This window comes from Dolichospermum heterosporum TAC447 (assembly GCF_024584745.1).
GTDB lineage: Bacteria > Cyanobacteriota > Cyanobacteriia > Cyanobacteriales > Nostocaceae > Dolichospermum > Dolichospermum heterosporum.
This window is the reverse complement of sequence record NZ_CP099464.1, coordinates 3,626,573-3,644,181: the sequence shown is the minus strand read 5'-3', so window position 1 is coordinate 3,644,181 and position 17,609 is coordinate 3,626,573. Positions and strand designations below refer to the sequence as shown.

The following is a 17,609-nucleotide window of genomic DNA, read 5'->3' as shown; positions in this document are numbered from 1 at the left end:
TTAACTACAACTTAGTATGAAATTCAATGTCACGATTGATCGAGATGAAGATGGTGTCTGGATTATTGAATGTCCTAGTATTCCTGGTTGCATTAGTCAGGGAGCAACAAAAGAAGAGGCTTTAGAGAATATTCAAGATGCAATTTCTGCTTGCTTACAAGTGAGGGCAGAAATGGGGTTGCCATTGACTATTGAAACTAAACAAGTAGAAGTCTTAGTATAGTTATGGCATCAAAATTACCTGTTCTGAGTGGACAAGAAGTAGTTCGTACCTGTTGAAAAGCTGGGCTGGCGATTTGCACGCCAAAGTGCAAGTCATATCATTTTGGTCAAAGAAGGTGAAATGGTAACTTTGTCTGTTCCTGATCATCATGAGGTGGCAAAAGGGACTTTACGTGGACTGATACGAACTGCTGGGTTAACAGTAGAAGAATTTATTGCCGCTGTTTAAATATATGGTATGTATTATTGTCAGTATTGGCGATCGCTACGCTGACCTTCTGAATCGCCTAAGCTCCCATTAGAATCCTTAACACCCAGTTTAAATTTCTAGATTTGTAGAGATTAAAATCATGGCGCGATCGCATATCTCTTGACGGTTGACTAGTTTGGCTAACTCATGGGGTTCATAGCGTCCTTCTTCAACCTCTAAGGAGGCGCGATCAACTGCTTCTGTATAAGCTTCAGAAATTGCTAGGCTTAATTCATCGGTATTGAGGTATGTTCCGCCAGCTTTACGTCGCTGGTTTTTGGTTTGGATACCGCGTATAGAGTTGCGAATTGATAGCTCCCACGATTTCGTAGTGCGATTTTCTGCTTTTTGCTTGATTAGATGCATAAGCAGAATTACTGCATAGCTACGAATGTTGTTGATTTTATCGTCTCTGCTCATTTCTTCTAATTCGTCAACAATTGCCAAAGCTCCAGTCATATCACCTTTAAGTAGTAATTCCCTTAATGTCAAAAGTTCTTCCATATCTTTAGTGATGTGAGAATGGGATATATAGTAGTTATAGCATTAGTTACTATATCCATTAAGATAAGAGCCGATAGCGACGCTGACCTTCGGATAGTATAATCGTAATCTTGAGAAGATGATTGTTAAGGCGATTACTAGGTCGCGCTTCGCAAAAGTTAATAATTGAGAAGCGATCAGGGCATAACAAAACATTGGAGCGGACAATATTGTGATATTTTAGTTTTGAGTTGCAGGTGATTGTTTGCCACTCAATTCAACCGCTAACTGCATTGCTAAGTGATCTCAACTATTACCAGTCGTTATGCAACCAAGAACACCTGGAATACATAATTTGTGTCCTGAAATCTTTCATGAACAGATTGAAGATTTAAGAAAAATTGGGATAGATTTATCTTCAGGCTTAGAGCTTGCTCTGGCTCAATCAGTGATAGTAAACACTCTTGGAGGTGACTTTTGGGCTAAGGAATGCACAACATTTGGTCGTAGACAGGATTTTTTTGCCAACAAAGGTGATGTCCGAATTATTCATCTTGCTCATATGCTTTGGTCTTTAAAAGATCAAGAGGGATTTGCCGAGTTTCTGAAAAACAAAGATAGAAGTAATTTTGAGTCTACTTATTATGAAGTGACATCTGCTCACTGGTTCTTGAAAAGTTCAAAATCAATCCGACTTGTAGTTGAAAGCGGTGTCAAGGGGGCAGACTTTGATATCGAGGTAAAAGGCTTCTTTCCCTATGACTCCCTGAATGTTGAAGTCAAAGCCAAACAAATAGACTTTACAACAGAGCAGCAGATTATAAATAAATTTAAGAAAACAAGATCACAGCTTCCAAAAGATGGGAATGGTGTTATTTTTTGCAAAATTAACTTGTCGGGATTACTAACTCAAGAAGAATTCATCCGGGCAACTCAAACCTTCCTCAAGTCAACTAATAGGATTGCATTCATCGTCTACTGCTGGGACTCATGGGATCTTATACAGGAAGGTATTGCACTAGCTTATATAGCTGTTAACCGAGAGGGAGAGATGCACTCAATTTTCGGAGAAAGTTCGACACCAGTGAGACCAGCGTTTCTTGTAGAAGCTATGGAATGGCATCAGAAAGTGATTAATACCTAACAATCCCAATGCACTGGAACAAAATAAATATTAGTTTTGTGGTTGTGTGAAATAGCGATCGCGAAGCACTCCGTAGGAATCTCTTATTGCCGAACGAAGTTTTAATCCTGTTAATCCTTTAATCCTGGATATCCTGATTCAGACAAGAATATTAATTTAAAACCCCCCTAATTCCCTGTTCCAAACCCTCACATACACCCGTGAGAAAATCTAAATCCAAAGTAGCAATAGTATCACTAGGTTTGTGATAATGGGGATTTCGCATAAACGCCGTATCCGTCACCATGATTGCCGGATAACCTTGATCCCAAAAAGGTGCATGATCACTTAAGCGAGTTTGGGGAACTAATAAACCACGATTTGGTGCTGGTAGCCATTGACTAGGTATACCAACTTTGTGAATACTTTTACTTAAACTAATTAAATCACCCAAAGTCTTTAAATTGCCAATTAAAGCTATAAAATCACCACGATTTGGGTAAAATAACTCTAAAGGAAATGGGTATTTTTGAGAACCAGGAGTAGAATCTCGATATCCCAACATTTCCAACGATATCATCAAGCGAAGAGCTTGCTTTTGTTCGCGTAACAAAGCTGCATAATTAGCACTACCTAATAAACCATATTCTTCCATGTCAAAAGCCACCAACCGCAAAGGATATCTCGCGGGTTTTTGGGCGAAACTTCTGGCAAATTCTAATAAAACTGCCACCCCTGTCGCATTATCATCCGCTGCTACTGTACCAGGTACACCATCATAGTGAGCGCCAATTAAAATAGGTGGTAAATCTGCCTTTTGGTTTTTGGCTGAAGCCGGTAAATTTAAAATCAAGTTTTTGCAGCTTTTACCTCTAACTTCAAAGGTGTGGATTTCCACACTTCCCCATTGTGCCAACTGCCGGCGAATGTATCCTTGAACAAAGAAATGACCCGCAGTTGCCATATAGGGATCACGTTCTCTCGCTACTTCCTGAAGATGGTTTTCTAACCGCTGCTTTAAATTCAACTTATTAATGAGAGATTAGTGATTAGTAAATTTTTCGTCTATTTCCTGTTCCCTGTTCCCTGTTCCCTGTTCCCTCTCTTGAAATGCTATCCTAGTTTAGCAAGTAGCACTGCTGTTGCTAAAATGCCTCTAATTCCTGATTTAATAATGATGACTATTATATTATTGGATTGTTGACCTGATTTAGCGCCAAGCTGAAAGCAGTCTTATCATATCATAATAAATTTATAAAACACGCAACAGGAGACGAGTAACGCATGGGCAAGGTAGTTGGCATCGACTTGGGGACAACCAACTCAGTAGTCGCCGTCATGGAGGGTGGCAAGCCGGTGGTGATTGCCAATGCAGAAGGAATGCGAACAACCCCCTCCGTCGTTGGCTTTAGTAAGGAAGGTGAAAGGGTTGTGGGGCAAATGGCCAGACGGCAAACCGTCCTTAATCCCCAAAATACCTTTTTTGCCGTGAAACGCTTCATTGGGCGCAAGTATGGCGAATTAAACCCAGATTCTAAGCGCGTACCTTACACTATCCGTAAAGATGAAGTTGGCAATATTAAAGTTGCCTGTCCTCGGCTGAATAAGGAATTTTCTCCAGAAGAAATTTCAGCTATGGTGCTGAAAAAATTAGCTGATGATGCTAGTCGTTATTTGGGTGAACCTGTTACCGGGGCTGTCATTACTGTTCCGGCTTATTTTAATGATTCCCAACGCCAAGCTACCCGTGACGCGGGCAGAATTGCCGGTTTGGATGTGTTACGGATTCTCAATGAACCCACAGCAGCATCTTTGGCTTACGGATTAGATCGAGGTTACACAGAAACTATTCTCGTGTTTGATTTAGGTGGGGGAACTTTTGATGTGTCCTTGCTGGAAGTAGGTGACGGCGTATTTGAGGTTAAAGCTACTAGTGGAGATACTCAACTTGGTGGCAATGATTTTGACAGAAAAGTAGTTGATTGGTTGGCGGAACAGTTTTTAGAAGCAGAGGGTGTAGACTTAAGACGCGATCGCCAAGCTTTGCAAAGGTTAATGGAAGCCGCAGAAAAGGCGAAAATCGAACTTTCTGCCGTGAGTGTCACCGATATTAATTTACCCTTCATTACCGCCACAGAAGATGGTCCAAAACACCTGGAAACTCGCCTGACGCGATCGCAATTTGAAGGTTTATGTGTAGACTTATTGAGTAGAATCAGAACACCAGTCAAACGGGCGTTAAAAGATGCCGGGCTTTCTCCTGTAGATATTGAAGAAGTCGTATTAGTTGGTGGTTCTACGAGAATGCCTATGGTGAAACAGCTAGTGCAAGACTTAATTGGCATTGAACCTAATGAAAACGTCAATCCTGATGAAGTCGTCGCTGTAGGTGCAGCTATTCAGGGCAGTATTCTGGCTGGTGAACTTAAAGATGTTCTCCTCTTAGATGTCACACCCCTATCTATGGGCTTAGAAACCATCGGTGGTGTAATGAAAAAACTCATCCCCCGGAATACAACCATCCCAGTCCGTCGTTCTGATATTTTTTCTACTTCTGAAAATAACCAAAACAGTGTAGAAATTAATGTAGTGCAGGGTGAAAGGGACATGGCTACAGATAACAAGTCCTTGGGACGGTTTAAACTCTATGGTATTCCCCCAGCACCAAGAGGTATTCCTCAAGTTCAAGTATCCTTTGATATTGATGCTAATGGGATTTTGCAGGTAACAGCCCTAGATCGTACCACTGGCAGGGAACAAAGCATTACTATTCAAGGTGCTTCTACTTTGAGTGAGTCAGAAGTTAACCGGATGATTCAGGATGCTCAAAAATATGCTAATGTTGACAGAGAACGGAAAGAACGAGTTGAAAAACGTACCCGTGCCGAAGCGTTAATATTACAAGCAGAACGGCAACTGCGAGAAGTGGCTTTGGAAATGGGAATGCAATTTGCCCGTAACCGTCGTCAACGCATTGATAATATTTGCCGAAATTTACGGGAAAGTTTACAAGCTGACGAAGATCGGGGGATTGATCAGGCTTATGCTGATTTACAAGATGCTCTGTATGAACTGAATAGAGAAGTCCGTCAGTATTATGCTGAGGATGAAGATGAGGATTTATTTGGCGCTATCCGGGAAATCTTCGTGGGTGAAAAAGAAAGAGAACCGGAACGGGATGTTTACAGAGATAACTATCGCCAACGAGATTCATCTAACCGAGGTGTTAACAGAGATTATGGCAACCCAGGGCGTTCTCCCAATTATGAAAGTCGTCCCACTCGCAGCAAACGCCCCAGCTACCAGGATAACTGGGATGATGACGATGATTGGCTCTAAGATAATTTTAGATTTTGGATTTTGGATTTTGGATTAACTATCTTCAGTCTAAAATCTAACTTTCAATATTTGCAGTGTCAGTCACAAGTAGAAACACCACTGACCACTGACCACTGACCACTGACCACTGACGTTTAAATATATGCAAAATTTGCAAAATTTTCGGGATTATTACGAGATTTTAGGAGTTTCTAAAGATGCCACAAGCGAAGAAATTAAAAAGGTTTATCGGCGTTTAGCTAGACAATATCACCCTGATCTGAATCCGGGGAATAAGGAAGCTGAGGAGAAATTTAAAACCATTGGGGAGGCTTATGAAATCCTTTCCGATTCTAGCAGGCGATCGCAATATGACCAATTTAGCCGCTATTGGCAACAAAACGGCTTTGCTGGCAATAAACAAACTCCCAAGCCTAAAGGTTGGGATAGCCGCGCTAATGGTCGTTCTAGTCAGGATGTAGACCCCAGCCAATTCAACGATTTTGAAAGTTTTGTCAATCAAGTGATTGGTGTCAGCAACCGTAAAGATCCTAAGAATAGTCCGGGAAGCACCACCACTAGCGACCCCTTTCGCACTCCTAGAACTAAAGTGGCATACACTGTCAATACTCCACCCCGTAGCACTCGCAGGGATATCGAAGCCAGATTAACTTTACCATTGGAAAAAGCTTATCAAGGTGGGAATGAGAGAATAAGGTTAGAGGACGGGCGATCGCTCGAAGTGACTATGCCCCCGGCTATGGTGACAGGACAAACCATCCGCTTACGAAATCAAGGAATTAGTGGTGGTGATTTATACTTAAAAATTACCGTTGATCCTCATCCTTTGTTTAAGCTGGAAGGGGCTAACATTTTCTGTCAAGTCCCCGTAACTCCCAGTGAAGCAACATTGGGCGGACAAGTTGAAGCACCTACCCTTGATGGTCCAGTGAAAATGACCATTCCCCCTGGTGTCAGGTCTGGGCAAAGATTCCGTCTTGGTAATAAAGGCTACCCTGGTGAAAGCGGTCAACGAGGTGATCAACTGGTAGAAATTCAGATAGTAACTCCCAAAAATATTACTCCCCAAGAACGGGAACTTTATGAAAAATTGCGAGAAATAGAAACCTTTAAACCTCGTGCTGATTTAATTTAACAATAAAACAAACTACAGAAGCAACAAAAGAAATTAATTTCTCCACAGATGGCTCAGATGCAGAGTGGGTAGAGAATCTTAGATTCCTGGATCTGTTACCATGAAAATAGATCCTCCACTAACTTGCAGCTATGACCGTCACCCAAAATATTGAACCCGGTTTGGATGTAATATTTCCACCAAGTAATCTAGAAAGTGACGAACCCCCTTTGGAATCATCTTTACATCTACAACAAATGCTACTACTAATCCAATGTCTCAATTGGTGGTGGCGAGATATAAATAAAATTAATGACTATTTTGTTGCTGGGAACATGACTATTTATTACAGTCCTCGGCAAATTAAAACCAAAGATTTTCGTGGTCCAGATTTTTTTCTAGTGCTAGATACAGAAGACCGCGATCGCAATAATTGGGTAGTCTGGGAGGAAGATGGTAAATATCCTAACTTAATTATAGAATTGCTTTCTCCCTCCACTGTTTCCACTGATAAAGGGTTAAAAAAACAAATTTATCAAGATATTTTCCGCACACCTGAATATTTCTGGTTTAATCCGCAAAATTTAGAATTTGCTGGTTTTATCTTGTTTGGTGGAACATATCAACCCATAGAACCTAATCCTCAAGGTTTATTATGGAGTCAGCAGCTAAATTTATATTTGGGTGTCCATGACGGTAAATTGCGTTATTTTCTGCCAGAAGGACAGTTAATGCTAACACCAGAAGAATATGGGGTACAAGCAACCCAACGTGCAGAACAACAAGCCCAACTCACAGAAGAAGCAACCCAACGTGCAGAACAACAAGCCCAACTGACAGAAGAAGCAACCAAACTCGCAGAACAACAGTCCCAACTCGCAGAACAACAAGCTCAACGTGCAGAACAACAAACACAACTCGCAGAACAACAAACACAACTCGCACAAGAAGCAACTAAACTCGCAGAACAACAGGCTCAACGTGCAGAACAACAGGCTCAACGTGCAGAACGTTTAGCTGCCAAACTCAGAGAATTGAATATTGACCCTGACATTTTATGAAATAACACACTTTGCTTTGTGCAGGTTGGGTTGACGCAAGGAAACCCAACATTTAAAATCTTCAATTAATTTGCACAGTTAGCTATCAATTGTCAATTGATAATTTATACTTGGCTAGTTTGGGAAAAGTAGACCTTACTTTTTTGAGTCCATAAAGTCAATTAAATATCCAATAAACCATATCGTTTTTGCAAAGCCAATAACTTCATCCTCGCTTCCCCAGCATTATCAGCTAAATCTGCAAATTCCACAAACCGCCGTAATTCTTTCTTTAATAAATTTCGTTCCACTTCAATAGTTTCTCTATCCAAATCTGGCGGTAACACAATCATATCAAAAATCGTTGCCCGTTCTTTGCCGGGGTGAGGACGCAAAACCCGTCCTCGACGTTGGATAAATTGGCGGGGATTTCCTGAACTTGATAAAATCACTGCGGTTTGAATAGCGGGAATATCCACACCTTCATCTAAACAGCGAATTGCGACTAAACCCTGTAATTCTCCACTTTCAAATTGCCGGCGTAAAGTTTCTCTTTCTTCCAAAGAAGTATTTGCTGTGTAGGTACTGACTTTATAACCTAATTCTCCTCCCAAAAGTTGAGAAACTGCTTTGAGTTGACGCAGAGAATAACGTTGTCCGATTTCTTGAGAACCATCACTACAATAAAATAGTGTGTGAGTAGTTTCTCGACGAGTTGACATTAATTCTTTTAAGGCGATTAATTTATTTTCCGCTGTGCCAATTAATCGCGCCCTTTGCATTAATAATGATTTGATATCTTCGTTGTCTTCAAAATCTCCCGCTTCCCCCATATCTCGATCTCGATAAAGGAGAGAACGCCCAATTTTTTTGGTTAATTTTAAATAAGCGATACTCTCAGTTTCCGTCAATTCTACCAACACCGGATTATAGATATAATGAACTAATGCACCTTGAGAAATTGCATCCTGTAAGCTAAATTCAGGTTGAAGAATATTCCCAAAATAATCTAATAAAGATTCTGTACCATCATCATCAAAATATCTTTCTGGTGTGGCTGATAAACCTAAACGTAACCCCACTTTTCGGGGTAAACTTTCTTCTAACTTTGGTGCGCCTAAATTATGAGCTTCATCACCAATAATTAATGTTTTTGGGGGAAAATATTTAAGTTGGGTTTGAAAACCATCACTAATTAAAGTCGAGTTAGTGGTAATTACCGTGACGAAATCTTGAGAACCAGAACACAGATTATAGATTTGTGTAGAAAGCTGACTTTGCCAACTGCGTAAATTATCAAATGCTAAAATCGGCTGTAAGTTAAATTTCTCACATTCTCTGCCCCATTGGGTAACAAGATGACGATAGGGACACACCACTAACAAGACTTGTAAACCAATTTGCTGGTACAATTCGCAAGCGATCGCTAATGCAGTAATAGTCTTACCACTACCAGTAGCCATTTTTAATGTCCCCCTACCATGATTAGCAAACCAGCTAGTCACCGCCTGGCGTTGATATCCCCGCAATTGCAGAGATAAAGGCATTTTTGGACATCCCGGTAATGATTTATTAATTTGATAACTGCCTTTTTTCTCACCCGCATAAGGTAACTTGAGTTTAAAAGTAGGCAATTTCGGTACTGCATTTCCCGTTAGGTACATAAATTTGCAAATTGGTGATTATCGGTAGGGTTTAGCACTGCTCATTGGTGTCAACTTACAGCGATTTCCAATCATATAAGGTGCATCCTAGCCCCCTCATCGCAAGCGATGAGGGAGTTGGGGGTGGGGTTCTTGTTCCGGGTTTGATGACAATTTGCTGTAAGTTAGAAATGGCTTATCCGTTTGCTATGGGTTTTGAGTTAAGTTGACACCAATGAGCATTGCATTTTACCCCTACAACCTGACAAATGACATCCTCTTAGTTGTAATTACGCCAAATACCCACCAAAGAACCTTGTACCTCTACTTGCATTGCTGATACTTCTATCGGGTGATAATTACGATTTGCAGGTTTAAGGGTGACAAGATCATCATGGCGATAAAATCGTTTTAAAGTTGTTCCATGTCCTTCCACCCTCGCCGCGACGATAGTTCCATTTTTTAATTGATTTGGTTCGGCTACAGGGCGCAAAAATACGACATCACCATCTGCTATTAAATCCTCAATCATACTATCCCCCGCGACTCTTAAGGCATAGCTTTGAGGAGGTAATGATAAATTAGCCAAATCTAAATGTTCCACCGCATCAGTGAACGGTTCAATTAAACCACCAGCGGCAATAGTTCCTAAAATTGGTACACCTTGTTTAACAGGATGAACTATCCGCAAAGTTCTTGCTCTGCCTTCATTCCAGCCAATATAGCCCTTATTGCGTAAATGTTCTAACCGACTTTGAATGGGTGCGGGAGATTTCAAATTCATCCCTTCCATCATTTGGCGAATTGATGGAGAATGTTGATTCAATCTGATATATTCTACCAACCATTCGTATAGTTCTTTTTGGGGTTCTGTGAGACGTTCCATAATTTTTTGGGAAGTAAATAATAAATGTCCCTAGAACATTGGTACTACAAAATTCTTCCCTTAACAAGTTTTTATTAAAACTTTATGGTAGTTAGTAACTAATAGGGAATAGGGAACAGATAATAATTTCACTAATTACCCATTACCCATTACCCATTACCAATACTGTTATTTTGCCCCAAGAATACTTGCAAGTAAAGCTTTTTGAGCGTGGAGGCGATTTTCTGCCTGATCCCAAACCCGTGATTGTGAACCTTCAATTACCTCTTCAGTAATTTCTTCACCGCGATGGGCTGGTAAGCAGTGTAAAACAATTGCTTCTGGATCTGCAAGACTTAATAATTGTTGTGAAATTTGATAGGGTTGAAAAACAGGGAAGCGATTATTGGCTTGTGTTTCTTGCCCCATACTTGCCCAAACGTCAGTATAAAGTACGGATGCACCTTTTGCTGCTGCTTCAGGATCGTGAGTCAAGATAACTTCAGTTTTTTTATTAGCTATTTCCCTAGTTTTTTCTACAATTTCTGCATCTGGAGCATATCCTGACGGAAAAGCGATTCTGACATTCATTCCCACCAAAGCACAACCCAACATCAGGGAATTAGCGACATTATTCCCATCACCGACATAGGTTAATGTTAAACCCGCCAAACTGCCAAATTTTTCTTGAATGGTGAGTAAATCTGCCAATATCTGACAGGGGTGTTCTAAATCCGTGAGGGCATTAATTACAGGAATTTTCGCATATTTGGCAAAAGTTTCCAACTCCTGTTGAGCAAAGGTACGAATTGCTAAAACATCCAAATAACGATCTAACACCCTAGCAGTATCCTGGATAGGTTCTCCTCGACTCACCTGAGTGACATTAGGATGCAGATCAATTACCTGTCCGCCCAGTTGGTACATTGCGACTGTAAAACTGACTCTAGTGCGTGTTGAAGCTTTGGAAAATAACAAACCTAGAACCTTGTTACAATGCAACTTCAGTTTTTCTGACTTGAGTTGAGTAGCCAATTCCAGAAGTTCTTGCAGTTCCTCAGAACTCAGATCCGCTAGACTTAATAAATCTCTGCCTATCAATGCTGCCATGCTTGATTATCTATAAAGAACAAATGTTCCTGCGCTTTGGTATAGCCGTGTCACCAGGAATACTCCAATTGCACTGTACCAAATATTTTTGCATCAATCTACAGCACGTCCGCTAGTTTTACTGATTCTTGGCAACTGGAAAAATATTTTGCTTACCCTCTAGACAAATGATATGCCTATGCTATAATATGAAATCGGTGAGGCAATTAAAAACGTTCTTACCCAAACCGCCAGCATAGCACAGTGGTAGTGCATCCGACTTGTAATCGGAAGGTCGTAGGTTCAAATCCAACTGCTGGCCTTTATTAAATGGACATTCCCTTTTTCTTTTTGACGTGGAGTGTGGTTTGCGATCGCATCCCTGGATGAAGGTAAGCCTGTGATTCCTGTGTGGTTAGATGTTATTTATGAGTAACTACAAAAAAATTAACTTTTTAAATGATGAATAATAAATCATATCTTTATTCCAATTATTCCCAAATTTGAAGAAAATAAAACTGTTCAAACCCGCACAATATATCAATTTTAATAAACTACAATTGATACTGTCTCCCTTTGTTGATCAATATCATCAATAACAAAATCATATACTTGTCTATCAAATTGTTTTAATCTTTCAATCTTCTCTCCGTCAAGTTGGCAATAAAATTTATATTCATAAGTTGTCAGATATAAATTTTCGTCAAAACTAACTATAATTAAATCGTCTTTTTCAACATTTCCATTGGTTATAATAAAATCATTAATTTTGATTAATGAGCAATCGAATATATTTGTATTTTTCTCCAATTTTTGTTGTTTTGTCTGGACATTTTTGAAATGTTCTTCAATCTTGCTAATATTTTCATCTTCTACATGAGCAATATCTTTCCATTGCTCAAAACTCAAAGTAAATAACCATCTCTTAAAGTGTGTATATTCTATTTGAGGAAAAGCTAATTGATAGGTTGTACTTAAAGCAATAGCTATCTGACGATCATGAACACCTAAACTAATTGCGTATACTGCTGCGGTATTTGATACTCCATGAGTTATAAATGAGGTAAGACTTTTGAAAATATTAGGAATTTTCTTACCATTTAAATTTAAGTAAAAGTTGATATGACTAATGAGTGAGTTAAAACCCCAAGCAAAAGCATGAATAACTTTTTCTAACTTTTTAACAACAATTTCGCTGTTTCCATCAAAGTATAAATCTGCTAGTTCTTTATAATCTTTTCCATCAAGCCAACCGATTAAAGGATCAATGCCATTATCCAAATGTAAATCTTGTTTGAGTTCTGTAATTTCCTTAAATATATTATAAGTTTCTTGCCAAAATTCTCTAGGTAAGTCACTTAAGTTATTGAATTTATCAATTTCTTTAACAAGTTTGTGAGCATACTCTGTTATTAATTGATTACTATCTACGCCTAATCCAGTAATATTAAATAATTGACGTTTTTGGATATCTGGTAAACTTTCTTTAAGTGAGATAGCTCTCGCTTTTAAAGCTTCTTTAAATTCAGCTAAAATACTTTGTATCTCTAAAGATTGAACATTACATAATAATCTTTTAAAGATAACTTCAATTTTTTCTTCATCAACTTCATCAATACAGGTTTCTAGAATCCATGCTAAAATCTGGGAATCCAAATAAGATAAAATTTCTGCTTGACTTTTCCTTGCTTTTGTTTGCATTTGTTTTGTCCAGGTTTCATAGTTATCACTATTTTTTCTAAATTGACTTGTTGAAGATGTTGCCCACAAAGATAGAAAATCTTCGGTTGAATCAACTGATAGTAATCTTAATTTTACTAAATTCTTTATCCCTGACATGAGAAAACTTTCCGATTTTTCAGTAGTTTCTTCTTGCTGAACTCGTTCCAAATCCTTTTCAGCACAGAAAATAATATGTCCTTCTGTTTCAGCACCTGCTCTTCCAGCACGTCCGACTGCATTTTTATACTGAGTCATGCTAATTATTCCGTGCATTGATAATGAATGAACAATTACATTTTTAATGGGTAGATTAACGCCTTGTGATAATGTAGTTGTAGAAATAATTAGTGGGATAATATTGGCTCGTACTGCATTTTCTACTTTTCGCCGAACTGTGCTAGGAAGTTCACTATGATGATAGCAAAATCCATGATTAATGGACTTTACAAGCAAATGATTATCACCTAAGATTTCAGCTAGTTCATTTGCAATATTTTGCATTTGTAGTGAAATAACCAATTGTTCATTTTCTTGGATTTGAATAAGACATTTAGCAATAGATTCAACAAGAGGTTTTGTAGTTGTAAAAACTAAGGTAGAACCCGTTTTTGAATAATAAATAGCAAGTCTTGCTGCAACAAAATTGCTATCTATGTAAGACCCACCCTTTTGACCTTTTTTCTTACATTGAGATTGAACAAAAGGTAATTGTATGAAAAAATCATCAGTTGGATAGTCATCAGTTTGAACTAAATACTGTACTCTAGCTCTACCTGATACCCATTTAATATATCCTAATCTTTGTTTTGTAGGTCGCCAATCTATCTCTATAACATTATTTTCATCATTACAAAGCCATTTAGCAAAATCTCCAGCATTATTGATAACTGCTGAAATTCCAATTACTCTAATTTTATTTCTTTCCGCAATCGCCAGTAATCTTGAGTAGGTTAATTCCTGCCTCATACTTCTAAGATTTGCTGCTGCTGAATCATGTACTTCATCAATAATAATGAGAGCCAGTTTATTTTTAAATAAATCATTACTACGAGTTAGTAAATCTAGCTTTTCAGGGGTTAAAACAAAAACTTGATTGTCTTGAAGAACATCTTCCTCAAGTTGACTAAAATCATACCCACCATAAAGAATGGAAACGTTTATATTAACACGGGATAAGCTCACAGATAAGCTACTTTCAACCTCATAAGCTAAAGCTCTAGTAGGAACAACATAAGCACATATTTTATCTGGATTATTTTTCAGTGCTTTATAGATTGCTATTTCAACCGTTTTTGTTTTTCCTGCACTGGTAGGCATAGCAATAATAAGATATTTATCTTCTAACAATCCTTCTTGCAAAGCCTTTCGTTGTGATTTCCACATTGACATCATCGGAAATTTACCAAGTGTAGATAAAAATCGTAGGTAAAGTTTCCATTCCTCTTGAATGTCAACAAGATTACTTCTAACCAAATTTTGCGTTGAATTTTCGATTAAATTTTCCAAATATCTACGAATAGAGCTAAGAAGAACATAGGAACGATAATTACCAATAGTTGCATATTGCTTGCCAGCAGCTATTGTCAGCTTAATAATTTCACTTTTGTATAACTTGTTTCCTGTACGCAGATAATGAATAAAATATGCAAATACTTTAGCAGTTAAATAATCTCCAATACTACTAATTTTTTCAGATACCCAGTACATCCATTCTTCCTCTTCTTTTGGAAACTCTTCTACTTCTTCTAATTTATTTTGAGGGAACTGATAGAAGAATTGAGCTAACCTATCTTGTATTTTAATAATTTCACCGTTTAAAAGATAGGCAAGTAAAATTCTTGGAGTGTCGGAAGATAGGCTATCTTGAATATCTTGATGACATAAAATTTTGGATACGAGAACTTTAGCATTAGCGTTATAACCAGCTAAACTATAAAGTAAAGCACTCGTAATAATATTATCAACAGCAGGAAATTTTTGGCCATCCTCAAGTCTCACAATTGCTAATCTTTCATGAATAACAGCCGCTTCCTTGAGTACCTTCTCTGCTTCTTCAGAAGAATCATCTAAGAGATTATATCCTGTTGATGCCAGAAAATTAGCAGATTTTTCTAATTTGATAGGATTGTATTTGTAAGGAGTAGATTTTCTTTGCTGATTTTTTAAATCAATACTTAATGCTTCAGAAGCCAACTGATTATGCTCATTTTTAAAAGTGCGGTTATCCAGTAGTTTTCGTAAATCTTCTAATTCATTAATTTCAACGTCAGGAAGTGTTATTTTGGTTGGTGTTTTATTATCCTCTGGTAATACTAATTGTTTTTGATCCTCTATCCAGTTTGGGATTAAAAAGGCGTTGATAATTAGAGGTGGTTTTATCCCATCAACAACAGCATCAAAATATTCATCTTTCCATTTACTTTCTTGTGTTACGATAAAGGCTAAATATTCAGTGTGATATGAATAATTATAAGGATCATTAAATCTTTTAACTTGTTTTGCTTCATTAAGTCTATCTTTTGTTTTAAGAATATTAATAATAAAACCTAAAAGCGTTATCGAACCTTGTTGAACTTTGAGCAAACCATCACTAGCTTTTTCAACAGCTTGCTTGGGATTAGCACCATAATTTTTAACTTCTACAACTAATAATTTTTGTGGTGTTCCATCTGCATTGAACTTCATTCCAAGTACGTCATCTCCGTGCATTGCCATTGTTCTATTAGTTGCAAAACGAAGTTTGAAAACAGGAATTTTATAGTCTGTAGAACTTAGTATATAACAAGTTGCTATTGCTTCCCCAATAGTTCCATTCCAAACTCTAGTATTATTTTTAGTTGCTTTATGAAGATACTTAACAATAGACTCTAGCCCATCTTCTCTTAACTTCTCTATCTCTTCAAGAATGCTGTGTGGATGTTCACAAAAAAAAGGAATAACTAGCTTTAGATGATTTAAAAATGTTTCTAAATTTTTTGGAGAAACCTTTTGTATTTCATAGTTATGATTAGTAGATTTTAAACAAGGTTTTGACTCTATATTTTCGGCAAATGTTTTTAAAAAATCCATATTGTATTACTAAATTCATTCTCACGAGAAATCTAAAAGTATTATATATTACATTTTGCAATTTAAACTGTCAGACAACGAAAATTGTTCGTTTGGAGATTTAGAATTAGCTCTCTCAATATCCTAAATTTCCTTCTGATGTTCTACCCTAAATGAAGCTAAAGCTGTTATTTCCGTGTGGTTAGATTATTTCTATCTTTGTCATGTGCGGACACTTTTGACAAAACCTGTAATGATTAGAACACAGGCGAAAGCACCCCAAAAAAAAAGAAGCCCAGAAACGAATTTCCGGCTTCTGATTTCCTATATTTAGGGTGCAAGGGCGTTACCACGAATTAAACTACCAAGGGTTTTGGCAGTAATTTTTAACTGGGTGAAGGGGTTAGCGGGAACTACAGTTTTATAGAGATAACTATCAAAAGTTAGCTTTTGTACATCCATGTCATCACACATTTCTACAAATGCTTCACGGGTAGCATCGGAACGATAGAAGACGTTTTGAAGAATGTCTAACACTTTGTAGGTGAGTCCGTATTTCTTATCCCAACGCTTGATGTACACTTTGAGGTCGCGTTCTGTGGGAATCCGCGCCCCACCGTTAGCGGCTTCCACAATGGCTTCAGCGCACATTCTGCCAGATTTAGCAGCGAAGTAGATACCTTCCCCGGAGGACTTGGTAACATAACCAGCAGCATCTCCTACCAAGGCTATGCGACCGACAACGCGACGGGGGCGGGGATGTTCAGGGATGGGATGTGCCTCGATTTTGATGATTTCACCACCAGCGAGTTTTTCCGCAGCACGGGCGCGAATACCAGTTTGAAATTGTTTGATTCTGGCTTTGTTGATGTGCATTGTGCCAGTACCGACGGCTACGTGATCGTGTTTGGGGAATACCCAAGCGTAGAAGTCGGTGGAAACATCATCGCCAACGTACATTTCGGCGAGGTCGTTGTAATAGTCCATTTTGTCTTGGGGAAGACGAATGCGTTCTTGGAAGGCGATCGCATAATTGTAATCTCCAGCGCCCATATCCTTGGCAACGCGGGAATTTGCCCCGTCAGCACCCACGATTAAATCCACCTTTAGGGTTTTGGTAACGCCTTGCGCCCCGTCTCCTGTATGGTCAACATAGTGAATGGTATAGGGGTCGGTATTGTTCCCAGGAATATCAACTTTATGAACAGTGGCGTTAATTAAATTTGCCCCTAATTTTGCCGCCCGGTCCCGCAAGAAACCATCCAGCACTTCTCGGCGGCACATTCCTATATATTCTTCTTCATTTATCAGATTGATATCAACTTCACGATTAGAAGGAGAAATCATTTTCATCTTCCGTACCCGACGGTCAATAATTGCCGGAGGTAAGTCAAACTCACTCACCATGCACAGAGGAATAGCGCCCCCACAAGGTTTGGCGTTATCTAACTTGCGCTCAAACAAATAGGTTTCAATCCCAGCTTTAGCTAGGGTTTCGGCAGCGCATGAACCCGCAGGTCCCGAACCCACAACAGCAACCCGTAGTGTCAAAGGTTTTCTCCTAATTATGAATATTTTCCCAAAGTATCCTATCACGGACTTTTGGCTGAATTTCCTTTGTAGCTCCAGGTTTTGATATAAATACAATATTCCTTAATATTTCGACATGAA

Annotated in this window: 13 protein-coding genes and 1 tRNA gene; 7 read left to right on the top strand and 7 right to left on the bottom strand. The window is 38.5% G+C overall.

Annotation, left to right across the window (positions count from 1 at the left end; translation table 11 throughout):
- Positions 1–16: 16 nt before the first annotated feature.
- Positions 17–223, top strand: a complete 207-nt coding sequence (locus NG743_RS16275; protein ID WP_027403752.1) for a type II toxin-antitoxin system HicB family antitoxin — start codon at positions 17–19, stop codon at positions 221–223.
- 102 nt (positions 224–325) lie between these two features.
- Positions 326–451: a type II toxin-antitoxin system HicA family toxin gene (locus NG743_RS16270; RefSeq protein ID WP_236630619.1), complete on the top strand. Its 126-nt coding sequence runs from the start codon at positions 326–328 to the stop codon at positions 449–451.
- 90 nt (positions 452–541) lie between these two features.
- Here the strand turns inward: NG743_RS16270 and NG743_RS16265 are convergent, their stop codons facing one another.
- Positions 542–976, bottom strand: a complete 435-nt coding sequence (locus NG743_RS16265) for a DUF29 family protein (protein ID WP_027403751.1) — start codon at positions 974–976, stop codon at positions 542–544.
- A 304-nt stretch (positions 977–1,280) separates the two neighbouring features.
- Here NG743_RS16265 and NG743_RS16260 point away from each other — a divergent pair, with 304 nt between their 5' ends.
- A complete protein-coding gene (locus NG743_RS16260; protein WP_257120442.1) occupies positions 1,281–2,099 on the top strand; it encodes a hypothetical protein in 819 nt (272 codons plus the stop codon).
- 151 nt (positions 2,100–2,250) lie between these two features.
- Here the strand turns inward: NG743_RS16260 and NG743_RS16255 are convergent, their stop codons facing one another.
- A complete protein-coding gene (locus NG743_RS16255; protein ID WP_193962013.1) occupies positions 2,251–3,105 on the bottom strand; it encodes a M28 family peptidase in 855 nt (284 codons plus the stop codon).
- 257 nt (positions 3,106–3,362) lie between these two features.
- On the opposite strand from NG743_RS16255, the gene dnaK reads away from it, so the two are divergent.
- The 3 genes from dnaK (at position 3,363) to NG743_RS16240 (ending at position 7,592) form a co-directional block, all read left to right on the top strand.
- Positions 3,363–5,417: a molecular chaperone DnaK gene (gene dnaK / locus NG743_RS16250; RefSeq protein WP_027403749.1), complete on the top strand. Its 2,055-nt coding sequence runs from the start codon at positions 3,363–3,365 to the stop codon at positions 5,415–5,417.
- 142 nt (positions 5,418–5,559) lie between these two features.
- Positions 5,560–6,552, top strand: coding sequence for a DnaJ C-terminal domain-containing protein (locus NG743_RS16245; RefSeq protein ID WP_027403748.1), 993 nt, complete (start codon positions 5,560–5,562; stop codon positions 6,550–6,552).
- Positions 6,553–6,683: 131 nt separating this feature from the next.
- On the top strand, positions 6,684–7,592 hold the full coding sequence (locus tag NG743_RS16240; protein ID WP_193962014.1) for a Uma2 family endonuclease: 909 nt from the start codon (positions 6,684–6,686) through the stop codon (positions 7,590–7,592).
- Between the two features lie 161 nt (positions 7,593–7,753).
- Here the strand turns inward: NG743_RS16240 and NG743_RS16235 are convergent, their stop codons facing one another.
- The 3 genes from NG743_RS16235 to argF form a co-directional block, all read right to left on the bottom strand.
- A complete protein-coding gene (locus NG743_RS16235; RefSeq protein ID WP_027403746.1) occupies positions 7,754–9,235 on the bottom strand; it encodes a DNA phosphorothioation system restriction enzyme in 1,482 nt (493 codons plus the stop codon).
- A gap of 259 nt (positions 9,236–9,494) precedes the next feature.
- Complete coding sequence (gene lexA, locus NG743_RS16230) at positions 9,495–10,100, bottom strand: transcriptional repressor LexA (protein WP_039201448.1); 606 nt, start codon at positions 10,098–10,100, stop codon at positions 9,495–9,497.
- 168 nt (positions 10,101–10,268) lie between these two features.
- The gene (gene argF / locus NG743_RS16225; protein ID WP_027403744.1) at positions 10,269–11,189 is read right to left on the bottom strand and encodes an ornithine carbamoyltransferase; all 921 of its coding nucleotides are present in this window, start codon (positions 11,187–11,189) and stop codon (positions 10,269–10,271) included.
- A gap of 229 nt (positions 11,190–11,418) precedes the next feature.
- On the opposite strand from argF, the gene NG743_RS16220 reads away from it, so the two are divergent.
- Positions 11,419–11,490 (top strand) — tRNA-Thr (locus tag NG743_RS16220).
- A gap of 224 nt (positions 11,491–11,714) precedes the next feature.
- On the opposite strand, the gene NG743_RS16215 is transcribed toward NG743_RS16220, so the two are convergent.
- Together NG743_RS16215 and chlP are read right to left on the bottom strand one after the other, a co-directional pair.
- On the bottom strand, positions 11,715–15,959 hold the full coding sequence (locus NG743_RS16215; RefSeq protein ID WP_257120441.1) for a Hachiman antiphage defense system protein HamA: 4,245 nt from the start codon (positions 15,957–15,959) through the stop codon (positions 11,715–11,717).
- Between the two features lie 309 nt (positions 15,960–16,268).
- Entirely contained in the window at positions 16,269–17,489 is a 1,221-nt protein-coding gene (gene chlP, locus NG743_RS16210; RefSeq protein WP_257120440.1) for a geranylgeranyl reductase, read from the bottom strand.
- Positions 17,490–17,609 lie beyond the last annotated feature (120 nt).

Excerpts from the sequence above, each read along its gene's own strand:
- NG743_RS16235 (WP_027403746.1), bottom strand. The coding sequence starts at position 9,235 with ATGTACCTAACGGGAAATGCAGTACCGAAATTGCCTACTTTTAAACTC.
- lexA (WP_039201448.1), bottom strand. The coding sequence starts at position 10,100 with ATGGAACGTCTCACAGAACCCCAAAAAGAACTATACGAATGGTTGGTA.
- dnaK (WP_027403749.1), top strand. The coding sequence starts at position 3,363 with ATGGGCAAGGTAGTTGGCATCGACTTGGGGACAACCAACTCAGTAGTC.
- argF (WP_027403744.1), bottom strand. The coding sequence starts at position 11,189 with ATGGCAGCATTGATAGGCAGAGATTTATTAAGTCTAGCGGATCTGAGT.
- NG743_RS16245 (WP_027403748.1), top strand. The coding sequence starts at position 5,560 with ATGCAAAATTTGCAAAATTTTCGGGATTATTACGAGATTTTAGGAGTT.
- NG743_RS16275 (WP_027403752.1), top strand. The coding sequence starts at position 17 with ATGAAATTCAATGTCACGATTGATCGAGATGAAGATGGTGTCTGGATT.
- NG743_RS16260 (WP_257120442.1), top strand. The coding sequence starts at position 1,281 with ATGCAACCAAGAACACCTGGAATACATAATTTGTGTCCTGAAATCTTT.
- NG743_RS16265 (WP_027403751.1), bottom strand. The coding sequence starts at position 976 with ATGGAAGAACTTTTGACATTAAGGGAATTACTACTTAAAGGTGATATG.
- NG743_RS16240 (WP_193962014.1), top strand. The coding sequence starts at position 6,684 with ATGACCGTCACCCAAAATATTGAACCCGGTTTGGATGTAATATTTCCA.
- NG743_RS16215 (WP_257120441.1), bottom strand. The coding sequence starts at position 15,959 with ATGGATTTTTTAAAAACATTTGCCGAAAATATAGAGTCAAAACCTTGT.